Raw genomic sequence first — 21205 nt, forward strand, 5'->3', positions numbered from 1 at the left:
AGGCACCCGCGCCCACGACGATCGCATCGAACTTTTCCTTGGCGTGCTTGGCCATGTCGATGCCTCCTCAGGCGACCTTGCGGATGCGCTTGTCCAGGTGCGCGCGGAACGCCTGGGTCAGCACGGGCAGCACCTGCATCGCGTTGCCGACGATGCCGTAGTGCGCGAAGTCGAAGATGGGCGCGTTGGGGTCGGTGTTGATCGCAACGATCACGTCCGAGCCCTCCATGCCCACGCGGTGCTGGATCGCGCCGGAGATGCCCGCGGCGATGTACAGGCGCGGGCGCACCGTCTTGCCGGTCTGTCCGACCTGGCGCTCGTTCTCGGCCCAGCCGGCCTGCACCGCGGCGCGCGTGGCGCCCACCTCGGCGCCCAGCACGCGCGCGAGCTCCCACACCAGCTTGAAGTTGTCGGCGTTCTTCAGGCCCTTGCCGCCGGAGACGATGATGTCCGCGTAGGCCAGGTTGACGGTGTTGCGCTCGGCGTCGGGGATGAAGCTCAGCAGCTTGGTGACGATGTCGGTCTCCACCATGCCCAGCGACATCTCGATGATGTCGCCGGTGCGGCTCTCGTCGCGCTTGGGCATGCGCATCACGCGCGGGCGCACCGTGGCCATCTGCGGGCGGTAGGCCAGCGTCATGATCGTGCACAGCAGCGAGCCGCCGAAGGTCGGGCGCGTGGCGGCCAGCGCGCGGCCGTCGATGTTGAGTTCGGTGCAGTCGGCGGTCAGGCCCGTGCCCAGCGTCGTGGCCACCGAGCCGGCGAGGTCGCGGCCCATGGTGGTGGCGCCCAGCAGCAGGATCTCGGGCTGGTACTGGTTGACCAGGTCCGTCAGGCCCTTGGTGAAGGGCTCGTTGCGGTAACCCTTGAGCACCGGGTCGCGCATGATGTAGCAGTGGTCGGCGCCGTAGACGTAGGCCTCCTTGGCAAAGGCGTCCAGCGTCTCGTCGGGGCCGCCCATGACCACGCCGCTCACGTCCACGCCGAGCTTGTCGGCGAGCTTGCGGGCTTCGCCCATCAGCTCCCAGCTCACCGGGTTGACATGGCCACGGTCATGCTCGACGAACACCCAGATGCCCTTGTAGGACTTGAGGTGTTCGGGCAGCTCGGTGTTGCGGCCGCGGGCGGCGGTGGGCCGGGCGGCGGGCTTGGCAGCTTCGCTCATGGTCTTTTCTCCGGGGCTCGGGCACTCAGGCGCTCAGGCGCTCGACGGTCTCTTCTTCGAGCGTCGGGTGCGTGGTGAAGATCTTTTGCAGCAGGTTCAGGCAGACGTCGTTCACGCTGGTATCGGCCACAACCATCATGTCGGCCTTCTCGCTGCGCGGCGTCGGGCCGAACACCTTGCTCACCACCGTGGGCGAGCCCTTGAGGCCGATCTTGGTGACGTCCTCGATGCCGGCGTCGTCCTTGTTCCACTTGCGCACCGTGCAGCGGCCCGCGCGCAGCATGTCGTCCATGGTGGCGAAGCGCATCTCGTTGGTGCCTTCGAGCATGGTGATGAGCGAGGGCAGCGTGGTGTCGAGCAGCTGCACGCCGCCCTCGGCGCGGCGCTCGACCTTGATGCGGCGCTTGTCCAGGTCCACTTCCACGATCCGGCTGACGTAGGTCAGCAGGTTCATGTTCAATCGCTTGGCGATGCCCGGACCCACCTGCGCGGTGTCGCCGTCGATGGTCTGCTTGCCGGTGAACACCAGGTCCACCTGCTGCTCCTGGCTGATCTTGCGGATCGCCGCGGCCAGCGCGTAGCTCGTGGCCAGCGTGTCGGCGCCGGCGAAGGAGCGGTCCGTGACCAGGATCGCGTCCGTGGCGCCGAAGCTCACGCACTTGCGCAGCGCGTCCTCGGCCTGCGGCGGGCCCATGCACAGCACCGTCACCCGGCCGCCGAACTGGTCCTTCAGGCGCAGCGCCTCTTCCAGCGCGAACAGGTCGTAGGGGTTGACGATGGCCGGCACCCCCTGGCGCATGATGGTGTTGGTGACCGGGTGGACGCGAATCTGCGCCGAATCCGGCACCTGCTTGATGCAGACGACGATGTGCATGGCTAGGTTCTCCTGAGAAGCGGGTTGTTCGAGGGCGTCATTTCAAGTTGTGCTTGCAAGTGAGGTAGTCCGTTCGCCCTGAGGTATCGAAGGGTGAACGGCCCTCACCAAGGTGCCGCCATCGCAGCCTGTCGGATTCGCACTTCGATACCTCAGTGCGAACGGGTCATTTCGCAAACAAGACAAATCGGCATCAACCCGCGGCGCGCGCTGCGCGGCGCTCGGCCAGGCTGTCGCGCAGCGAGCTCAGCTGCACGTGCTGCGTGCCGTTGGCGTCCTGGAACACCTTGAACACCTTTTCCTTGGCCGGGGTGGAATGCACGAAGTCCTGGTACGCCTGCACCAGCAGCTCGCGGTAGCGCCGGAACAGCTCCACCTCGTCCAGGCCGGACAGGCCCTCGGCCTTGTGCAGGTACTGGTAGAAGCGCTTGAGGATGTGCAGCCGGTTGACGTGCACGGTGCGCTCCTCGAAGGGCACGCCGAAGAAGTGCAGGAAGTCTTCCGCGCTGGAGAGGGCTTTGAGGCGCTGGGTGAGCGAATCCATGGGGTCTCCCGGGGGTGGTCTGTTCAGGCGGCCAGGGACTGGCGCGTGGCGGTGTTGAGGACGAGGTTGCGCAGGTCGGCATCGGTCAGGGGCCGCTTGCGCGTGACGGCGAGATGGCGGATGTCGGCAAGCAGCCGTTCGGCCTGGCCTTCGCCAAGCACCAGCCCCAGCCGCGCGCAGGCGGCGCGCACGCCGTGGGAGCCCGAGTGCTTGCCCAGCACCAGCTCGTGCGTGCGGCCCAGTTCCTCGGGCGCGAAGGCTTCGTAGTTGCCGCGGTCCTTGAGCAGGCCATCGACGTGGATGCCCGACTCGTGGCGGAACACGGCCGCGCCCACGATGCTCTTGCCCGCGGCCACCGGCCGGTTGGCGGCCTGCGCCACCAGCTGCGACAGCAGGGGCAGCCGCGTCGTGTCCACGCCGCAATCGACGCCGTGGATGTGGCGCGCGGCCATGGCAACCTCCTCCAGCGCGGCGTTGCCGGCGCGCTCGCCCAGGCCGTTGACCGTGGTGCTGGCATGCGTGGCGCCGGCGCGCAGCGCGGCCAGCGTGTTGGCGGTGGCCAGGCCCAGGTCGTCATGGGCGTGGATCTCGATGTCCAGGTCCGTCTCGGCGCGCAGCCGCGCGATGCGCTCATGGGTGCCGAACGGGTCCAGCACGCCCAGCGTGTCGGCGTAGCGCACGCGGATGGCGCCATGCGCCTGCGCCACCTGCGCCGCGTGGCACAGGAAGGCCGGATCGGCGCGCGAAGCGTCCTCGAAGCCGACGCTCACCGTCGCGCCGGCGTCGCGGGCGCGCTCCACGAACTCGGCGATGGTGGCCAGCACCCAGGCGCGGTCGCGGCGCAGCTTGGCGTGGATCTGCTGGTCCGACACCGCCACCGACATGTGGACGATGTGCGCCCCGCAGCGCAGCGCGGCCTCCAGGTCCGGCCCCGCCATGCGGGCCCACACCATGGTGCGCGCGCGCTTGACGCCGGCGACGATGGCGCGGATGAGATCGACCTCCTGCTCGCCCATCGCCGGGATGCCCACTTCCATTTCCGGCACGCCGGCCTCGTCCAGCGCGCTGGCGATGGCGAGCTTTTCCATGTCGGTGAACGCCACGCCCGCCGTCTGCTCGCCGTCGCGCAGGGTGGTGTCGTTGAGAACGAAACTGAGTGGCTTCATGGGGGCTCCGGGCTTCGTGGCCGGTGGGTTCGCAAGCCCCATGCCATGCCGGCCGTGCGCTGCAAGTCCCTGTGGGAAAAGGATTTTTCGTGCCCTGTGCGGCACTTCTCGGGGATGTGTGTTTTGTCGCCTTACCTACAGGGCGCACGCTTGAGGTGGTGGCAGGCTTGCCGCCAGTCAAGCCATCAAGGGCCACGGGCAGCGCCGAGGGCATGGCGCTGCTGAAGAACGCTTGCTGAAAGCACGAAGGGCCCTCGCGGGGCCCTTGCGGTTGGTGCGGCGACGAGGCCGGCGCTCACCGTTCCCGCGCGTGGTTGCGCGTGAACCTCGGCAGCTCGATCACCAGCTCTGGCCCCTTCACCTTCACGCAGCACGACAGGCGTGACTGCGCATCCAGGCCCCAGGCGTCGTCGAGCTGGTCTTCTTCCTCGTCGTCGGCCGGCGCCAGGAACTGGGCGCCTTCGCGCACGTGGACGTGGCAGGTGGCGCAGGCACCCACCTTCTCGCACGCGTGCTCGATCTCGATGCCGTTGTCCAGCATCGCGTCCACGAGCTTGCGGCCGGGTCGGGCCTCGAAGAGCTTGCCCTGCGGGCACAGCTCGGGATGCGGCAGTACGCGGATGTGCGTGAGCGGCACGGCGGTCGCCGCGGGGGCGGTCGCGTCCTTGGCTTCGGTGCTCATGGCGCTCCTTCAGGCGGCGGCGAGCTGGTCCATGCGCTGGCCGGAAAGGGCCTGGCGGATGCGCACGTCCATGCGGCGCCCGGCAAAGGGCGTGGTGATGGTGTTGAGCGCCGTGGAGGTGCTGCGCAGCGCGTCGCGCAGCCGCCGCCAGTCCTGCGGCGTGCCGTCGATGGCGGCGGACTCGGCCAGCACGTCGGCCACGGCCTGCATGCCCGCCAGGATCTCCTGGCGCTCCTGCGGCTGCAGCAGGGCCTCGCCGTCCTCGCGCAGCGCGGCCTCGGTCGCATCCAGCAGCCGCCGCGCGTCGATCTGCGCCTCGCGCAGCATGCGCGCGGCGCTGTCGTCCGCGGCGGCGCCCATCGCGTCCTTGAGCATCCCGGTCACGGTCTCGGTCGCCAGCCCGTAGCTGGGCTTGACTTCCACGTGCGCCTGCACCCCGGAGAGCTGCTCGACGGCGCTGACCGACAGCAGCCCGTCGGCGTCGATCTGGAAGCTCACGCGGATGCGGGCGGCCCCGGCGGCCATCGGCGGGATGCCGCGCAGGGTGAAGCGCGCCAGCGAGCGGCATTCCGACACCAGCTCGCGCTCGCCCTGCACCACGTGCAGCGCCAGCGCCGTCTGGCCGTCCTTGAAGGTCGTGAAGTCCTGCGCGCGCGCCACCGGCACGCTGCTGTTGCGCGGGATGATCTTCTCCACCAGCCCGCCCATGGTCTCGATGCCCAGCGACAGCGGGCTCACGTCCAGCAGCAGCAGCCCGTCGCCGCTGCGGTTGCCCGCGAGCTGGTCGGCCTGGATCGCCGCGCCCAGCGCCACCGCCTGGTCGGGGTCGATGTCCGTCAGCGGCGGCTTGCCGAAGAGCTTTTCGATCTCGGTGCGCACCTGCAGCAGCCGGGTGGAGCCGCCGACCAGGACCACGCCGTCCACCTCGTCGGCGCGCAGCTTCGCGTCGCGCAGCGCGCGCTTGACGGGACCCAGCGTGCGCTCCACCAGTGGGCGGGTGAGCTCGTCGAAGGCGGCGCGGGTCAGTGCCAGCGCCTCCTTGCGGCCGTCGTTGCGCCGGCAACGCATCTCGACCGACCCGTGCTCGCTGAGCGCTTCCTTGGCCTTGCGCGCGGCGGCCAGCAGCGCGCCGGTCTCCTGGTCCCAGCCGCCGCCGGTGGCGGCCATGAAATGCTCGGCCAGGCGGTGGTCGAAGTCGTCGCCGCCGAGCATGGCGTCGCCGTTGGTGGCGATGACCTCGAACACGCCGCGCTGCAGCCGCAGCACCGAGACGTCGAAGGTGCCGCCGCCCAGGTCGTAGACGACGTAGGTGCCTTCGCTGCCCTTGTCCAGCCCGTAGGCCACGGCCGCGGCGGTGGGCTCGTTGAGCAGGCGCAGCACGTGCAGCCCGGCCTGCTGCGCCGCGTCCTTGGTGGCCTGGCGCTGCGCGTCGTCGAAGTAGGCCGGCACCGTGATCACCGCCCCCACCAGCGCGCCGTCCAGCGCGGCCTCGGCACGCTCCTTGAGGGCGCGCAGCACCTGCGCGCCCACTTCCACCGGGCTCTTGACGCCCTGGCGCGTCACCACGCCCACCGCGGTGTCGGACAGCGCCTCCAGCGCGTAGGGCAGCATGTTCCGCTGCACGTCGGCCAGGCGGCGCCCGATCAGGCGCTTGGCCGACGCGATGGTGTTGAGCGGGTCCGAGGCGGCCAGGGCCTGGGCCTCGTGCCCGACGAGCAGGCCGCCGAAGGCGGCGAAGTGCACCACGGAGGGCAGCAGGCTGCGCCCTTGCGCGTCGGCGAGCACCTGCGGCATCCCGCTGCGCACGGTGGCCACCAGCGAGTTGGTGGTGCCCAGGTCGATGCCCACGGCCAGACGGTGCTGGTGTGGGGCAGCGCTGCGACCGGGTTCAGCGATTTGCAGCAGGGCCATGGCAACGCCTCCTCAGACCGCGAAGCTCTCGCCGCACCCGCAGGTGGCGGCGGCGTTGGGGTTGTTGAACTTGAAGCCTTCGTTGAGGCCCTCGCGCACCCAGTCGAGCTGGGTGCCGTCGATCATGGGCAGGCTGGCCGCGTCCACCAGCAGCGTCACGCCCTCGCTGTCGAAGCGCAGGTCGTCGCTGCCGGCCTCGTCGGCGAACTCCAGCGCGTAGGCGTAGCCGGAGCAGCCGCTGGTCTTCACCGCCAGGCGCAGGCCCAGCCCGCCGCCGCGCTGCGCAAGCGCCTTGCGGATCTGGTTGGCGGCTTTGGGGGTCACGCTGAGGGACATGGCTTTTGCCTTTCTTCAGATGTCAGGAATCTCGATACCGAACCAAGGAAACTCGCCACACCCGCGTAGGCGGGTGTCCACGCCTGCCGGGCTGCACCGCGTGGCTCGTGGATGCACGCCTTCGCGGGCATGACGGAGCTCTTTCGGTATCTGGTTGCAGCCGAATCAGACGGAGAACGAGCTGCCGCAGCCGCAGGTGCTGGAGGCGTTGGGGTTCTTGATGACGAAGCGGGCGCCTTCGAGCTTGTCCTCGTAGTCGATCTCCGCGCCCACCAGGTACTGCATGCTCATGGCATCGACCACCACCTTGACGCCGTCGCGCTCGATGCGGAAGTCATCTTCCTTGCGCTCGTCATCGAAGGCGAAGCCGTACTGGAAGCCCGAGCAGCCGCCGCCGGTGACGAAGATGCGCAGCTGCAGCGCGGGGTCGCCCTCCTCGGCCAGCATCTCCGAGACCTTGCTCACCACGGCTTCGGTGAGGCGGATGGGGTCGGCGCCCTCGGGCAGCTCGACGGGTACCGGGGGCGCGGCGCTGGTGCTGCAGCTGCCGGCGGCGTTGGGCTGGGATTGGCAGGCCATGGTGTTCTCTCCTGGGTGTGGACGGTGTGGGACGGGGCGGGGTTTCAGTCTTTGCTGCTGGCGCAGGCCACCTGCTCGGTGACGGGCGCGCGGCGCGCGCGGTAGTCGGCCACGGCCGCCTTGATGGCGTCCTCGGCCAGGATCGAGCAGTGGATCTTCACCGGCGGCAGCGCCAGTTCCTCGGCGATGTGCGTGTTCTTGATCGACAGCGCCTCGTCCAGCGACTTGCCCTTGACCCACTCCGTCACCAGCGAGCTCGACGCGATGGCCGAGCCGCAGCCGTAGGTCTTGAACTTGGCGTCCTCGATCACGCCGGTGTCGGGATTCACCTTGATCTGCAGCTTCATCACGTCGCCGCAGGCCGGCGCGCCCACCATGCCGGTGCCGACGCTGTCGTCGGCCTCCAGGCTGCCGACGTTGCGCGGGTTCTCGTAGTGGTCGATGACCTTGTCGCTGTATGCCATGTGAGGTGCTCCTGGTCTGGACGGTGTGCGTTCGCGGTGGGCGCGGGCTCAGTGCGCGGCCCACTGGATGGTGTTGAGGTCGATGCCGGCCTGGTGCAGCTCCCACAGCGGGCTCAAGGACCGCAGCCGCTCCACCGTGGCGCGCACCTGCTCCACGGCGGCGTCGATCTCGGCCTCGGTCGTGAAGCGGCCCACCGAGAAGCGGATCGAGCTGTGCGCCACCTCGTCCGACAGGCCCAGCGCGCGCAGCACGTAGCTGGGCTCCAGGCTCGCGGAAGTGCAGGCCGAGCCCGAGGACACGGCCACGCCCTTGATGCCCATGAGCAGCGATTCGCCTTCGACGAACTCGAAGCTGATGTTGAGGTTGTGCGGCACGCGCTTCTCAAGGCTGCCGTTGACGCGCACGGCCGGGATGTCCTTCAGGCCCGCCAGCAACCGCTCGCGCAGCGCGCGCACGCGCTCGTTCTCGCGGCCCATGCTGTCCTTGGCCAGCCGGTAGGCCTCGCCCATGCCGACGATCTGGTGCGTGGGCAACGTGCCCGAGCGCATGCCGCGCTCGTGGCCGCCGCCATGGATCTGCGCCTCGATGCGCACGCGCGGCTTGCGGCGCACGTACAGCGCACCGATGCCCTTGGGGCCGTAGGTCTTGTGCGCCGACAGGCTCAGCAGGTCCACCGGCACGGCCTGCAGGTCGATCTCGACCTTGCCGCTGGCCTGTGCCGCGTCCACGTGGCACAGGATGCCGCGGGCACGGCACAGGGTGGCGATGGCGGGGATGTCCTGGATCACGCCGATCTCGTTGTTCACCCACATCACCGACACCAGGATCGTGTCCGGGCGCAGCGCCGCTTGCAGCGCGCCAAGGTCCAGCAGGCCGTCCTCCTGGACGTCGAGGTAGGTGACCTCGAAACCTTCGCGTTCCAGCTCGCGCATCGTGTCCAGCACCGCCTTGTGCTCGGTCTTGACCGTGACCAGGTGCTTGCCGCGGCTGCGGTGGAACTGCGCCGCGCCCTTGATGGCGAGGTTGTTGGACTCGGTGGCGCCGGAGGTCCAAACGATCTCGCGCGGGTCGGCGTTGACGAGCGCGGCCACGTGCTCGCGGGCGATTTCCACGGCCTCCTCCGCGGCCCAGCCGTAGGCATGGCTGCGCGAGGCCGAGTTGCCGAACTGCTGGTAGAGGTAGGGGACCATCTGCTGCACCACCCGCGGGTCAACCGGCGTGGTGGCTGCGTAGTCCAGGTAGATCGGCTTGGCGCTGTCCATAAGTGGGTTCCCCTGCTGCGTTGCCTGGGGCATCGCATGGACCGTGCCAACCCTGGGTCGGCGCCGAAAGTTGCGTTGCATCAAAGACTTATCGATCGAGATGAGGTCGCGGACGGTCCTGGCGCGGTTTGCGCCAGGCGGCTGTGTCGGGTTTGTAGGGTCTGCGACGCGCCCGGTGTTCCCGCTCGGGAGAGGGGGCATACCGCCGCGCCCCGCCAGCGTGCGGTGGCGCACCGGTGCGCGCCACGGATATCCCTGCCATGGTGAGGTTTTGACGCAGATCAGTTGCGCCCCAATCGGACTGCAGGACGTTGATGCCCGTCATGGATCGGTGTACCGGCCGGTGATGCAATGGGCCATCCCTTCCCGAGAGGGCCCGCTGCATCCGCGGAAGGTCCTCTGAATGTTGTATTGGCAACCGAAGAGTCACGGAGATCATCATGAGCAGTACTTTCAAGCCCCTTGCTCTCGCCATTGCTTTCGTCTTCGCCGGTGCCGCGCAGGCCGCGGGCGACGAACCCATCCAGCCGATCGAGGCGGCCAAGCCGGGGGACCCGGCGCTGGTGGAGCTGGGCAAGAAGCTGTACTTCGATCCCCGCCTGTCCAAGTCGGGTTTCATCTCCTGCAACTCGTGCCACAACCTGAGCATGGGCGGCACCGACAACCTCAAGACCTCCATCGGCCACAACTGGCAAAAGGGCCCCATCAACGCGCCCACGGTGCTGAACTCCAGCTTCAACCTGGCGCAGTTCTGGGACGGGCGGGCCAAGACGCTGAAGGACCAGGCCGGCGGGCCCATCGCCAACCCTGGCGAAATGGCCTTCACGCATGAGCTGGCGGTGGACGTGCTCTCCTCCATCCCGGCCTACAAGGCCGAGTTCAAGAAGGTGTTCAAGAGCGATGCCGTGACCATCGACGGCGTCACCAAGGCCATCGCCGCCTTCGAGGAGACGCTGGTCACGCCCAACTCGCGCTTCGACCAGTGGCTCACGGGCAAGAAGGACGCTCTCACCAAGGACGAGCTCGCGGGCTACAAGCTGTTCAAGGAAAGCGGCTGCACCGCCTGCCACAACGGCCCGGCCGTGGGCGGCAACTCGTTCCAGAAAATGGGCATCGTGGCGCCGTACACCGCCAGCAGCCCGGCCGAGGGCCGCGTGGCCGTGACGGGCAAGGACGCCGACCGCTTCAACTTCAAGGTGCCCACGCTGCGCAACGTGGAGCTCACCTACCCGTACTTCCACGACGGCGAGGCCACCACGCTGACGCAGGCGGTGGACACCATGGGCCGGCTGCAGCTCGGCCGCGTCTTCACGGCCGTGGAGAATGCGCAGATCGTGGCCTTCCTCAAGACGCTCACCGGCGAGCAGCCCAAGTTCGCGCTGCCCATCCTGCCGCCGAGCACCGACGCCACGCCGCGTCCGCAACCGTTCTGAGGTCTGGCCGGCCGAGGCGACGGCCGGCCGCCACGGGAGCTTCAGGCCGCCTTCGGGCGGCCGCTTTTTTCGTGGGTCGGTCCAGGCATCGCACGCGCGGGCCGGCATGCCGTGCGCCGGCCCGCGCGACGCGGCTCAACCAGTTCTTGACGCCGACTTAAAGAGTCCCGTCACACCCGCGCAGGCGGGTGTCCACGAACTCCGGGCGGCATCCCGGTCCGTGTGGATGCCCGCCCCCGCCTACGCGGGGGCAGGCTCTGCGCGGGCATGACGGAATGACTTCACCGGCCATCGCGAACTGGAATCAGGCCACGAAGATGTAGTCCGAGAGGTCCGATGCGCCGCCGTTGGCCAGCGCCAGCAGCGTGAGCTCCGGCGCGCTGACGAGCGCGTCGGTATCGGCCGAGCGGAAGTAGAACACGCCTGTCTGCGTACCGTTGTCCACGGCGAACAGCCGCTTGTTGCCCACGGCATAAGCGGCGGTGGCCGAGCCGATGGCCGCGGCGGCGCTGGCGGTGGTGATCGCGCCCGCGATGTCCGTGCTGAAGATCACCAACTCGGCCGTCGTGGCGAAGCCTCCGGGCGCGGTGCGCACCACGGCGTTCTCGACCAGCGTATCGCCGTCGCCTATGCGTATGCCGCCCATGCTGAACAGGAAGCGGTCGTCCGTGCTGCTCCAGTCGGTGATCGTGTCCGAGCCGACCAGGCTGTCGAAGCGAAAGCCGTCCGCCCCGGCGCCGCCGGTGAGCGTGTCGCTGCCGGCGCCGCCGATCAGCATGTCGGCACCGGCGGCACCGTTGAGCACGTTGTTCGCGGCATTGCCCGTGATGACGTTGCCCACGGAGTTGCCCGTGCCCGAGATGGCGCCGCCCAGCAGCACCAGCCTCTCCAGGCCGGAGCCCAGCGTGTAGTTGACGTATGAAACGACGGTATCGGTGCCGCTGCCGCCGGCCTCGCTGACAATGTCGGATGCGCTCTCGACGATGTACGTGTCGTTATCGGCGCCGCCTTGCATCCTCACGCCCGCCTCGCCATCGAGCAAGTCCGCCCCGGCGCCGCCGGCGACGACGTTGGCGCCAGGGCGCCCGACGAGCACATCGGCATTGGCGGTGCCGTTGGTGGTGAGTTGAGCGGCCGGAGCCGGGTCGTCATCGACAATGGAGGCCACCACCGATGGCGTGCCGATCACGGCGTTGACCGCGCTACTCAAGTTCAGGCTGAAGGTTTCCGCCGCTTCCGCGGTGAGGTTGTCCAGCAAGGGGAAGCGCAGCACCTGCATCGTCTGCCCCGGCGTGAACACCAGGGTGCCGCTGATAGCGACGTAGTCGCTGCCGTTGGCCGCGGTGCCGTTGGAGTTGCTGTAGTTGACGCTGACCTGCTGTGCCGACGGTGCGCTCAGGCTGACCACGAACTCCAGTGCCGTGCCGGCCTCGGGCCCCGAGATCGCCGCGGCCGACACGGTGGGCGTGCCCGCCGTCGCCATGTCGCTCGGAGCGATGGCCAGGTGGCCGCGCACGTCGCCGATGGTCGCGTTGACCGCGCCGCTGAGCTGCAGGTCGAAGAACTCGATGCCCTCGGCGGTGCGGTCGTTGAGCAGTGGCACCAGCACCGTCTTGCTGGTCTCGCCCGGCGTGAACACCAGCGTCTGCAGCGCCTGGGCGTCGTAGTCGGTTCCGGCCTTGGCGGTGCCGTCGGCCGTGGCCACCCGCACCGTGACCAGGCTGGTGCTGGGCCGGTCCAGCGTGACGTTGAACCGGGCGAACCCGCCGGCCTCGTCGGCGATGCCATCGCTCACCGCGATCACCGGTACGCCACTGGGCGCATCGTTGTCCTGGATCAGGCCGATGCCCAAGCCGTCCGCGATGGTGCCGTTGACGGCGGAGGAGAGGTTCAATCGCAACAGCTCGGCGGGCTCGGCCGTCACGTTCTCCAGCACCGGGATCACGACCACCTTGGTGGTTTCGCCAGGGGCGAACACCAGCGTGTTGCTGAGCGCGGCATAGTCGCTGCCGTTGGCCGCCGTGAGGTTGCTGTTGCCGTAGTTCACGCTGACCCTCTGCGCGGAAGGCGCGCTGAGGCTGACGATGAACTGCAGCGTGGCGTCGCTCTCGCCGGCCTGCGCGTCCGACACGCTGATGTAGGGCAGCAGCGCCGCCGGCGCGTCGTTGGCGCCGATGAAGACACGCGCGCTCGTGTCCGGCAGCGTGGCGCCCACCGGCGAGGACAGCCGCAGGTCGAAGTACTCGATGGCTTCGGCCGCCGTGTCGTTGGCCAGCGCCACCGTCACCGTCTTGACGGTCTGTCCTGGCGTGAACACCAGCGTCTGCGACGTCAGTGCGCTGTAGTCCGAGCCCGCCAGCGCCGTGCCATTGGCGGTGGCGACGTTGACGCTGACGTTGCTCGTGCTGGGCCGGTCCAGCGTGAGGGTGAACGTTACCGAGCCCTCCGACTCGTCGACCACGCCGTCGGCCACGCGCAGCACGGGCGTGCCACTGGCCGCGTCGTTGTCGTGGATGGTCCCGAAGGCCTCCTCGTCCACGATCACGCCATTGACGGCCGAGCTCAGGTTGAGCCGCAACAGCTCGGCCTTCTCCTGCACGGCGTCATCGAGCACAGGGATGACCACCACCTTGGTCGTCTCACCCGGGGCGAACACCAGCGTGTTGGACAGCGCGACGTAGTCGCTGCCGTTGGAGGCGGTGACGTTGCTGTTGCTGTAGTTCACGCTCACCTGCTGGTTGGACGGGGCGCTGAGACTGACCACGAAGCGCAGCGCGGTGTCGCTCTCGTCGGCCACGGCGTCGGCTACGCGGATCAGCGGCTGCGCCACCGGCGTGGCATCGTTGGCGCCGATGGTGGCGCGGCCGAAGGTGGGGCCGACCAGCGTGCCGCCCACGGGCGATGAAAGCTGAAGGCTGAACGTCTCGTCCAGCTCGGCGACGTTGTCGTTGGTCAGCGCAACGTTCACGGTCTTGACGACCTGGCCCGGAGTGAACACCAGCGTCTGCGAAGGCAGTGCGCTGTAGTCCGAGCCCGCCAGTGCCGTGCCGTTGGCCGTGGCGACCTTGACGCTGACCTTGCCGGTGCTGGGCCGGTCCAGCGCGATGGTGAAGGTGACGAAGCCGGCAGACTCGTCCACGACCGTGTCGGCCACACGGATCACCGGCGTGCCGCGGGGCGTGTCGTTGTCGTAGATGGTGCCGAAGCCGTCGTTGTCCACGATCACGCCGTTGACGGGCGAAGACAGGTTCAGCCGCACCAGCTCCGTGCGCTCCTGCGTGGTGTTGTCCAGCACCGGGATGGTCACCACCTGCGTGGTCTGCCCGGGCAGGAACACCAGCGTGCCGCTCACCGCGACGTAGTCGCTGCCGTTGGAGGCGGTGATGTTGCTGTTGTTGTAGTTCACGCTCACTTGCTGCGTGGACGGGGCGCTGAGGCTGACGACGAAGCGCAGGCTCGCATCGCTCTCGTCGGCCACGGCATCGGACACGCGGATCAGCGGCGTGAACACCGGCGTGGCGTCGTTGGCGCCGATGGTGGCACGGCCAAAGGTCGGCGCCGCCAGCACGCCGCCCACGGGCGACGACAGCCGCAGGTCGAAGGTTTCCGCGCCCTCGGCGAGGTTGTCGTTGAGGATGGGCACGCTCACCGTGCGGGCCGCCTGTCCCGGCGTGAACACCAGCGTCTGCGACACGGCGGTGTAGTCCTGGCCGGCCACGGCCGAGCCATTGGCGGTGGCGACGTTGACGCTGACGTTGCCGGTGGCGGGCCGGTCCAGCGTGACCGTGAAGACCACCACCCCGGCGCTTTCGTCCACCACGCGGTCGGCCACGCGGATCACCGCCGAGCCCGGGAGGGCCTGGTCGTTGTCGTAGATGGTGGCCCAGGCGATGTTGCGGCCCAGGGTGTCGTTGACCGGGTTGGACAGGTTGAGCCGGAAGAACTCGGTCCGCTCCGCCGTGGTGTTGCCGATGAGCGGGATGTCGATCGTCAGCGCCGTCTGTCCCGGCGCGAAGGTCACGGTGCCGGACCGGGCGCTGTAGTCCGAGCCATTGCTCGCCGTGACGTTGGAATTGTTGTAGCTGACACTGACGGGCAGCGTGTTCGATGCAGTCAGCCGCAGCGTGAAGCGCGCAACGGCACTGGATTCGTCGACTTCGATGTCATCGACCAGGATGGGCATGGCACGTCTCCAAAGGGAGTGGAGGGCCTGCCGGCCTGCGCCAAGGCGCCCGCAGGCAGGGCGCGACAAAGCTTAAGGAGAGCCCCTGCACTTACATCCCCTGGATGAAGGGCGCGTGCGCGCGGCGGCGGCGGTGCACGCCGATACCGGTGGGTGCTGGCACAACCGCCTGCCGTGGAATCGGATGGAGCGCCGGCACCGCCGCCGGCACCACCGCCGGCACCGTTTCGGCGAGCCGTTGCGGTGCCGTCGCCGGGGCGTCAGGCGGAGCTCATACCGGTTCTTGACGCCGACTTAAAGAATCCCGTCACACCCGCGCAGGCGGGTGTCCACGAACTCCGGGCGGCATCCCGGTCGGCGTGGATGCCCGCCTGCGCGGGCATGACGGAATGACTTCACCGGCCATCGCGAACTGGAATCAGGTTTCCGGGCCGAAGCACACCGGATGGTCGTTGCACACGGCGCAGCTCGGCGCCTTGCACACGAAGAGCTCCTCGCGCTCGCACAGTTGCTTGTAGAGGAACTTCTTCCACTTCATGTCCGCGACGTTGCGTGCCACCAGCGCCGGGAACCAGTGTTTCATCAGCGCCGAGAGCTCGGCGCGGTTGGCCAGTTGCAGGTCCTGCCACAGGTGGTTGTCCCCCAGGCAGGCCACCGCGATGGTCTCGGCCATGTGCGCGATCTCGGCCGGCGTGCCGGCCGCCGCATCCGAATGGTCCAGCAGCAGTGCCACCACGTCCCGCACCTCGTCGTCACGCAAGGCGCGCCGGGCCATGGCCAGCGGCAGCGGCTGGGGAAGGAAGCGCTGCTGGGCCAGCATGGTCACACCATTGCCGGAGCGTGCGTGTAGCACTTCTTCGGACAGATCTTGGCGCAGGCCGTGCAGCCGATGCACAGCTCCTGGTGGGCGATGGTCATCACCTTCTTCTCGTACTCCTCGTCATCGTCGCCGTCCGGGTCCAGGCCGATGCGCTCGCCGTCCTCGTCCAGGCCGATGAGCTCCAGCACGCCACGCGGGCAGACGCGGAAGCAGCGGCCGCAGCCGATGCACTTGTCCTCGTTGATGGACTCGACGAAGTTCGGGGTCCAGCTTTCGCCCGAAGGCATGGTGACGCTGAAATTGCTCATGACAGTCTCTGGTGTTGCTTGAATCTTCTCCGGACCAGCCGGCTGTTTGATTCCATTTTTCGATGACAACTCAAATAACTCCGTCACACCCGCGCAGGCGGGTGTCCACGATCACCGGGCGGCATCTCGGCACGCGTGGATGCCCGCTCCCCGCCTGCGCGGGGACAGGCTTCGTGGGCATGGCGGCGTTGTCCCTGCGGCATTCGGGAACTGGAAATCAGCCCGCCTGCGCGGCGGCGAGCCTGGCGCGCGCGGCCACCAGGGCCTCGTGCGCCTCGTGCGCGATGCGGGCCACCTCGGGGATGCGCTCCCAGTTGGTGGGCAGCTCCTCGCTGAGGTCGTGCAGGTCCATCTTGGCCTGCGTGGCCTTGGCGTTGAGCTTCTTGACCTCGGCCTTCAGGGCGTCGATGTCAGCCATAGGTTGCTACCTCCTTGTACTTTTCGATCATCGAGATGCCCTCGTCCACGAGCTTGTTGCCCGCGTCGGCCAGCTTCTGCAGCGAGGCATAGCCGAAGCGATGCACGTCGCGCAGGTAGCGGTTGACGACGATGAGGCGCCCGGTGGTGAGCACCGCGCGGCCGAAGCCCTCGTGGCTCATCTTCATCATGGGCGAGACCATGCAGCCCGTGGCGCGCTCGATGGCCAGGCCGATGGCGTTGTGGAACAGGTCCAGCCGCCACAGCGTCTCGGGGTCCGGGTCGCCCATCACCGGCATCTGGCGCCGCTGCTCGGCCGTGATGATGTAGGGCTCCAGCAGCTTCAGGTCGCTCTTGCTCTCCCAGGTGCCGTGCGTGTCCTGCGCGCGCAGCTGCTTGATCAGCTCGCGGATGAAGCGGTCCTGCAACAGCGCCTCGTCGGCGCCCTGCTCCTGCACTTCGCTCATTGGTTCACCTCTTCCTCGTCGAAATCGAAGGTCTTTTCCTTGCCCTTGAGCAGTGCCTTGCGCAGCCACGGCGGCGGCGTTCCCTTGAGCACCACCTGGAGCTTTTCAAGGATCTCCTTGATCGGGTCCGGGCCGGTGACCTTCACCGGGTGGATGCCGCTGGCCACCACGCGGGCCGCGGCCGAACCGCCGATGGCGGCCACGTACACGATGGCGCAGTCGCCGATGGCGGCCAGCTTGGGCGCGAGCTTGTCCTCGTCGCCGTCCTCGGCCAGGTTGTCGCCGAAGGCGAAGTCCTCGACGAAGGTGCAGCCGTCGGCCGACACCTCGTAGACGCACAGGTGCTTGGCCCAGCCGAAGTGCGCGTCCACGCGCTGCTGGTCCTGGGTGGCGAAGGCAACTTTCATGGGCGGGTACTCCTCAGGGGGTCGGTACGGTTCAAAGGCCGATCTCGGCAACGTCGTCGCTCGATGCGGCTGGCTGCGCCAAACCGGCGGCCGCGGCCCGGGCCGCAGGCGTGAGCGGCCAGTCGTCGGGGCTTGCATGGTGAATCTGGTCCATCAGGAGATTGCCGACCTCGTAGACGAAGTTGCGGCTGCCGCGGTAGCCGACGTGGCAGATGTGCGAGTTGCCGATGCGGTCGAACATCGGGATGCCGAGCCGGAACAGCGGCTTTTTCAGGCGCTGCGCGGCCTGGCGGCCATGCGAGTGCGTCATCAACAGGTCGCACCCCGTGGCCTGCGCGCTGCGCTCCAGGTCCTCCAGGTCGCCGATGTGCACCTCGGCCGTGGGCATGCGCTCCAGCAGCGGCGACTTGGTGGTGGTCACGCACACGGTCAGCTCCGCGCCCATCTCGGTGAGGAAGCTGCCGGCGGACCACAGCAGGTCGGGCTCCGCGCCCAGCGCCACCTTGACGTTGCCGAAGTGGAAGTGGCCGTCCAGCATCGCGTCCACGAGCTGGCTGCGCTGGCGCCGCAGCTTCATGGACGCCGGGCGCCCGCTGAGCTGGCTGAGGAACTTCACCAGCGCATCGGTGGCCGTCAGCCCGGTGAGTCGGTCGAACAGCGTGAACGGCACGCCGCAGCGCGCCTGCAGCGCTTCGGCGGCCGGGCGCATCTGTTCGCCGATGGCGATGGCGTGCTGTGCGCCGCCCAGGGCCTGCAGGTCCTCCAGCGAGGTGCCGCCCAGCGTGTGGCCCAGCCATGCTTGCGGGATGTGCCCGTCCAGCGAGCCCGACACGTCCGGCGCGAACACCGGTTGCAGGCCGAAGGATTCGATGATCTCGCGCAGCTCCCCGATGTCGCCCGGCGTGAGGTGGCAGCCCGGCAGCACCGCCACCTTGCCCGGCACCTTGGGCTCGTTCTCGCGCGGCAGGCTCGACACCAGCGCCGTCACGGCGGCGGCCCAGCCGTCCTGGAACGCGCCCACGTAGTCGGGCGTGGAGGCGTACACCACCGCCGTGTCCATGAGTTCCGGGTGCTTGGCCTGCGCCAGGCGGATGAAGGCCTCGACGTCGTCGCCCTTGGTCTCGGTCAGGCCGGTGGAGCAGACGGCGATCAGCCTGGGCTTGGCGCGCGAGCGGATGTTCAGCAGCGCCTTCTCCAGGTTGTCGTAGCCGCCCATGATGGTGGTGGCCTCGTTCATCGCCGTGGTCTGCAGCGGGATGGCCTCCTTGAAGTGCCGCACCAGCAGCACCAGGCCGAAGGAGGTGCAGCCCTGCGAGCCGTGCATCACGGGCATGCACGAGGCCAGGCCCATGAAGGCGTAGCTCGCGCCCAGCGGCTGGCTCATCTTGAGCGGGTTGACGGCGGCGGCTTTCTTGGATTCGGTGACCAGTGCCATGGCGTGCTCCAGTGTTGGCGGGGCGTCAGGCCGGCAGCGCGGCTTCAAGCGTGTCTTCCCACGGGGCAGGGGCACGCACCTGCTGCCACACGGGGTTGAAGAGCGCCTTGTCGATCTCGTTGATCATGGTGACCATGCCCTCGTAGCCGGCGAAGGCGTGGTGGCGCTCCTGGTTGATGTCCATCCAGGGCATGCGCGCCTTGAGGGCCACGAACTGGCTGCGGCCGCCGCTGAGCATGATGTCCGCCTTGGCGTCGCGCAGCATGGCGTACATCTCGCGCGGGCTCAGGTCGTCGATCATGTGCGCGTCGTCGCCCATGATCTCCTTGATCTTCTCCCTGTCTTCCCTGGTGCTCTTCTTGACGCTCGTGCCCACCACCTCCAGGCCGGCTTCCTGCAGCGCCGAGACCACCGACCAGCTCTTCACGCCGCCGGTGATCAGCAGCACCTTCTTGCCCGTGAGGCGCTGGCGGTAGGCGCGGATGCGCTCGTAGGCGCGCGCCTCCTCCACCGCGATCAGCGCTTCGGTGCGGTCCTTGAGCTCGGCATCGGCGCCCTGCTCCACCAGCAGCCGCGCGATCTCGCGCAGCGTGGCGCTCATGTCCGAGATGCCGTAGAAGGAGCCTTCGAAGTACGGGATGTTCCAGCGCTGCTGCATGCGCGTGGCGACGTTGATCATCGACTTCGAGCACACCATCATGTTGGCCTTGGCGCGGTGCGCGCTGGCCACCTCGCGGTAGCGGCCGTCGCCCGAGATGCAGCTCAGCACGCGGATGCCCAGCGCTTCGAGCAGCGGCTTGACCTGCCACAGCTCGCCGGAGAGGTTGTACTCGCCGATGATGTTGATGTCGTAGGGTGTCGTGGTTTCCGGCTCAACGGTGCCGATCACGTAGTCCAGCAAGGCTTCGGCGCCGAGCTTGTTGCCCAGGTTCTTCGGGCCGGCGAAGCCCGGCGCGTTGACCGGGATCACCGGCTTGCCGAACTTCTCGCTGGCGCGCTTGCACACGGCCTCGATGTCGTCGCCGATGAGGCCGGTGACGCAGGTCTGGTAGACGAAGACCGCGGCCGGGTCCTTTTCATCCAGGATCTGGCGGATGGCCTTGAACAGCCGCTTCTCGGCGCCGTAGATGACGTCGAGCTCGTTGATGTCGGTGGTGAAGCCCAGCCGGTACATCTGCGACCCCGAGGAGGCGCTGTGCCGGTTGTCCCAGGCGTTGCCCTCGCAGGCGATGGGGCCGTGCACGAGGTGGGCCACGTCCACGATGGGCTGCAGCGCGATCTTGGCGCCGTCGAAGGCGCAGCCGCCCGCGGCGGCGCCGGGGGTGAGCTGCTTGGTGCAGCCCTTCTTGCGCGCCTTCTCGTCCTTGCCTTGGTTGTGCTCACAACCGGGCTCGTCGAAGACCTGTGCAATCTTGTCCTTGAGGCTGGGCAACATGGATTCTCCTGGGCGTGCGCAGGGGCCTATGCAGGTTCGGTGCCAGGGCGCCCGGCGGCATGATCTGGAACAAACCGGCCGTGCGCCGCGGGTTTGGCGGCTTCGGCTTGGATGGTTCTCGACAATCGCGACACGCGCCGGCGCGAGCGCGGACGGCCCGGCGCGGGCCCGTTCCGGACGGGGCGGGTTTCACGATGCGCAACAATGGTGGGTTGCACAAAGGGCCACCAGCCATGCTGATCAACTGTGTCGCCTATCAGGAAGGAAAGAAGCTCTCCGACATCCCGGTCGAGGACATCAGCCGCTACGTCCAGCGGCCGGACTGCTTCGTGTGGGTGGCGCTGCGCGATGCCGACGACGAGGAGCTGGCCACCATGCAGCGCGAATTCGGGCTGCACGACCTGGCGGTGGAGGACGCGAGCCACGGCCAGCAGCGTCCCAAGGTGGAGGAGTACGGCGACCAGCTCTTCGTGGTGATGCACACCGTGGAAATCAACGCGCTGGACGAGCTGGAGTTGGGCGAAGTGGACGTCTTCGTCGGGCGCAACTTCGTGCTCTCGGTGCGCAACCGCAGCCGCCACAGCCTGCTCGGGGTGCGCCAGCGCGCCGAACAGGAGCCCCACCTGCTTCGGCACGGTGCGGGCTTCGTGCTCTACGGGCTGTTGGACGCGGTGGTGGACCGCTACTTCCCGCTCATCGACATGATGGAGACCGAGCTGGAGGTGCTGGAGGCGCAGATCTTCGAATCCGGCTCGGCGCGCCAGAACATCCGCCAGCTCTACAACCTCAAGCAGCGCATCATGACCGTGCGCCATGCCGTGACGCCGCTGCTGGAGGCGGTGAGCAAGCTCTGGCGCGGCCGCGTGCCGGCGGTGTGCGAGGCCAACCGCGAGTACTTCCGCGACGTGTACGACCACCTGCTGCGCATCAACGCCAGCCTGGACACGCTGCGCGACACCATCGGCACGGCGATCCAGGTCAACCTGTCCATGGTGACCATCGAGGAATCGGAGATCACCAAGCAGCTTGCCGCGTGGGCCGGCATCTTTGCCGCGGCCACCGCCTTCGCCGGCATCTGGGGCATGAACTTCGAGCACATGCCCGAATTGCAATGGAAGTATGGCTACCCGCTGGCGCTGGGCACCATCCTGCTGACCTGCGTGCTGCTGTACCGGCGCTTCAGGAAGGCGGGATGGCTGTAGAAAAAGCCCGCAGGGCCTGGTCGTGCAGACCGTGCCGTGCGGGCCGGGAAGCCGCTGGAGATCAGCGGATGATGTCGTAGCTGTAGTCGGTCTTGCCAGGGACGATGGTGTTGG

General features: G+C 68.4%; 20 protein-coding genes. 2 read left to right on the top strand and 18 right to left on the bottom strand.

The annotated features are described in order from the left end of the window. Window positions 1-67: 67 nt before the first annotated feature. The 10 genes from Q0741_RS23390 to Q0741_RS23435 form a co-directional block, all read right to left on the bottom strand. A complete protein-coding gene (locus Q0741_RS23390) occupies window positions 68-1165 on the bottom strand; it encodes an electron transfer flavoprotein subunit alpha/FixB family protein (protein ID WP_298235600.1) in 1098 nt (365 codons plus the stop codon). Between the two features lie 25 nt (window positions 1166-1190). Next, on the bottom strand, window positions 1191-2039 hold the full coding sequence (locus tag Q0741_RS23395; RefSeq protein WP_298235601.1) for an electron transfer flavoprotein subunit beta/FixA family protein: 849 nt from the start codon (window positions 2037-2039) through the stop codon (window positions 1191-1193). Window positions 2040-2232: 193 nt separating this feature from the next. Continuing rightward, window positions 2233-2583: a nitrogenase stabilizing/protective protein NifW gene (gene nifW, locus Q0741_RS23400; protein ID WP_298235602.1), complete on the bottom strand. Its 351-nt coding sequence runs from the start codon at window positions 2581-2583 to the stop codon at window positions 2233-2235. Window positions 2584-2606: 23 nt separating this feature from the next. Then, a complete protein-coding gene (nifV, locus tag Q0741_RS23405; protein WP_298235603.1) occupies window positions 2607-3749 on the bottom strand; it encodes a homocitrate synthase in 1143 nt (380 codons plus the stop codon). A gap of 295 nt (window positions 3750-4044) precedes the next feature. Further along, window positions 4045-4431 (bottom strand): ISC system 2Fe-2S type ferredoxin, encoded by a 387-nt coding sequence (gene fdx, locus Q0741_RS23410; RefSeq protein ID WP_298235604.1) that lies wholly within the window; start codon window positions 4429-4431, stop codon window positions 4045-4047. 9 nt (window positions 4432-4440) lie between these two features. Beyond that, on the bottom strand, window positions 4441-6342 hold the full coding sequence (hscA, locus tag Q0741_RS23415) for a Fe-S protein assembly chaperone HscA (RefSeq protein ID WP_298235605.1): 1902 nt from the start codon (window positions 6340-6342) through the stop codon (window positions 4441-4443). 12 nt (window positions 6343-6354) lie between these two features. Continuing rightward, window positions 6355-6678, bottom strand: a complete 324-nt coding sequence (locus tag Q0741_RS23420; RefSeq protein ID WP_298235606.1) for an iron-sulfur cluster assembly accessory protein — start codon at window positions 6676-6678, stop codon at window positions 6355-6357. Between the two features lie 165 nt (window positions 6679-6843). Next, window positions 6844-7257 carry an iron-sulfur cluster insertion protein ErpA gene (erpA, locus tag Q0741_RS23425; RefSeq protein WP_298235607.1) on the bottom strand — a complete coding sequence of 138 codons (414 nt, stop codon included), beginning with the start codon at window positions 7255-7257 and terminating at the stop codon, window positions 6844-6846. Window positions 7258-7301: 44 nt separating this feature from the next. Beyond that, on the bottom strand, window positions 7302-7721 hold the full coding sequence (gene iscU / locus Q0741_RS23430; protein ID WP_298235608.1) for a Fe-S cluster assembly scaffold IscU: 420 nt from the start codon (window positions 7719-7721) through the stop codon (window positions 7302-7304). Between the two features lie 48 nt (window positions 7722-7769). Next, window positions 7770-8984 (bottom strand): IscS subfamily cysteine desulfurase, encoded by a 1215-nt coding sequence (locus Q0741_RS23435; RefSeq protein ID WP_298235609.1) that lies wholly within the window; start codon window positions 8982-8984, stop codon window positions 7770-7772. Between the two features lie 440 nt (window positions 8985-9424). Here Q0741_RS23435 and Q0741_RS23440 point away from each other — a divergent pair, with 440 nt between their 5' ends. Then, complete coding sequence (locus Q0741_RS23440; protein ID WP_298235610.1) at window positions 9425-10417, top strand: cytochrome-c peroxidase; 993 nt, start codon at window positions 9425-9427, stop codon at window positions 10415-10417. 304 nt (window positions 10418-10721) lie between these two features. Here the strand turns inward: Q0741_RS23440 and Q0741_RS23445 are convergent, their stop codons facing one another. The 8 genes from Q0741_RS23445 to nifE all read right to left on the bottom strand — a co-directional run bounded on the left by Q0741_RS23445 (window position 10722) and on the right by nifE (window position 19889). Beyond that, on the bottom strand, window positions 10722-14600 hold the full coding sequence (locus tag Q0741_RS23445) for a Calx-beta domain-containing protein (protein ID WP_298235611.1): 3879 nt from the start codon (window positions 14598-14600) through the stop codon (window positions 10722-10724). Between the two features lie 418 nt (window positions 14601-15018). Continuing rightward, complete coding sequence (locus Q0741_RS23450) at window positions 15019-15420, bottom strand: nitrogen fixation protein NifQ (protein WP_298235612.1); 402 nt, start codon at window positions 15418-15420, stop codon at window positions 15019-15021. A gap of 2 nt (window positions 15421-15422) precedes the next feature. Beyond that, entirely contained in the window at window positions 15423-15728 is a 306-nt protein-coding gene (gene fdxB, locus Q0741_RS23455) for a ferredoxin III, nif-specific (RefSeq protein WP_298235613.1), read from the bottom strand. 217 nt (window positions 15729-15945) lie between these two features. Continuing rightward, window positions 15946-16146: a CCE_0567 family metalloprotein gene (locus Q0741_RS23460; RefSeq protein ID WP_298235614.1), complete on the bottom strand. Its 201-nt coding sequence runs from the start codon at window positions 16144-16146 to the stop codon at window positions 15946-15948. Then, window positions 16139-16612, bottom strand: a complete 474-nt coding sequence (locus tag Q0741_RS23465; RefSeq protein ID WP_298235615.1) for a NifX-associated nitrogen fixation protein — start codon at window positions 16610-16612, stop codon at window positions 16139-16141. Before Q0741_RS23465 ends, Q0741_RS23460 begins: the two co-directional genes overlap by 8 nt. Beyond that, window positions 16609-17019 (bottom strand): nitrogen fixation protein NifX, encoded by a 411-nt coding sequence (gene nifX, locus Q0741_RS23470; RefSeq protein WP_298235616.1) that lies wholly within the window; start codon window positions 17017-17019, stop codon window positions 16609-16611. Before nifX ends, Q0741_RS23465 begins: the two co-directional genes overlap by 4 nt. A gap of 31 nt (window positions 17020-17050) precedes the next feature. Next, window positions 17051-18454 (bottom strand): nitrogenase iron-molybdenum cofactor biosynthesis protein NifN, encoded by a 1404-nt coding sequence (gene nifN / locus Q0741_RS23475; RefSeq protein ID WP_298235617.1) that lies wholly within the window; start codon window positions 18452-18454, stop codon window positions 17051-17053. A gap of 25 nt (window positions 18455-18479) precedes the next feature. After that, window positions 18480-19889: a nitrogenase iron-molybdenum cofactor biosynthesis protein NifE gene (nifE, locus tag Q0741_RS23480; RefSeq protein ID WP_298235618.1), complete on the bottom strand. Its 1410-nt coding sequence runs from the start codon at window positions 19887-19889 to the stop codon at window positions 18480-18482. Window positions 19890-20122: 233 nt separating this feature from the next. Between nifE and corA the strand changes: the two genes are divergently transcribed. Further along, the gene (gene corA / locus Q0741_RS23485) at window positions 20123-21091 is read left to right on the top strand and encodes a magnesium/cobalt transporter CorA (RefSeq protein ID WP_298235619.1); all 969 of its coding nucleotides are present in this window, start codon (window positions 20123-20125) and stop codon (window positions 21089-21091) included. Window positions 21092-21205 lie beyond the last annotated feature (114 nt).

Source organism: uncultured Azohydromonas sp., assembly GCF_937926365.1.
Lineage (GTDB): Bacteria > Pseudomonadota > Gammaproteobacteria > Burkholderiales > Burkholderiaceae_C > Azohydromonas.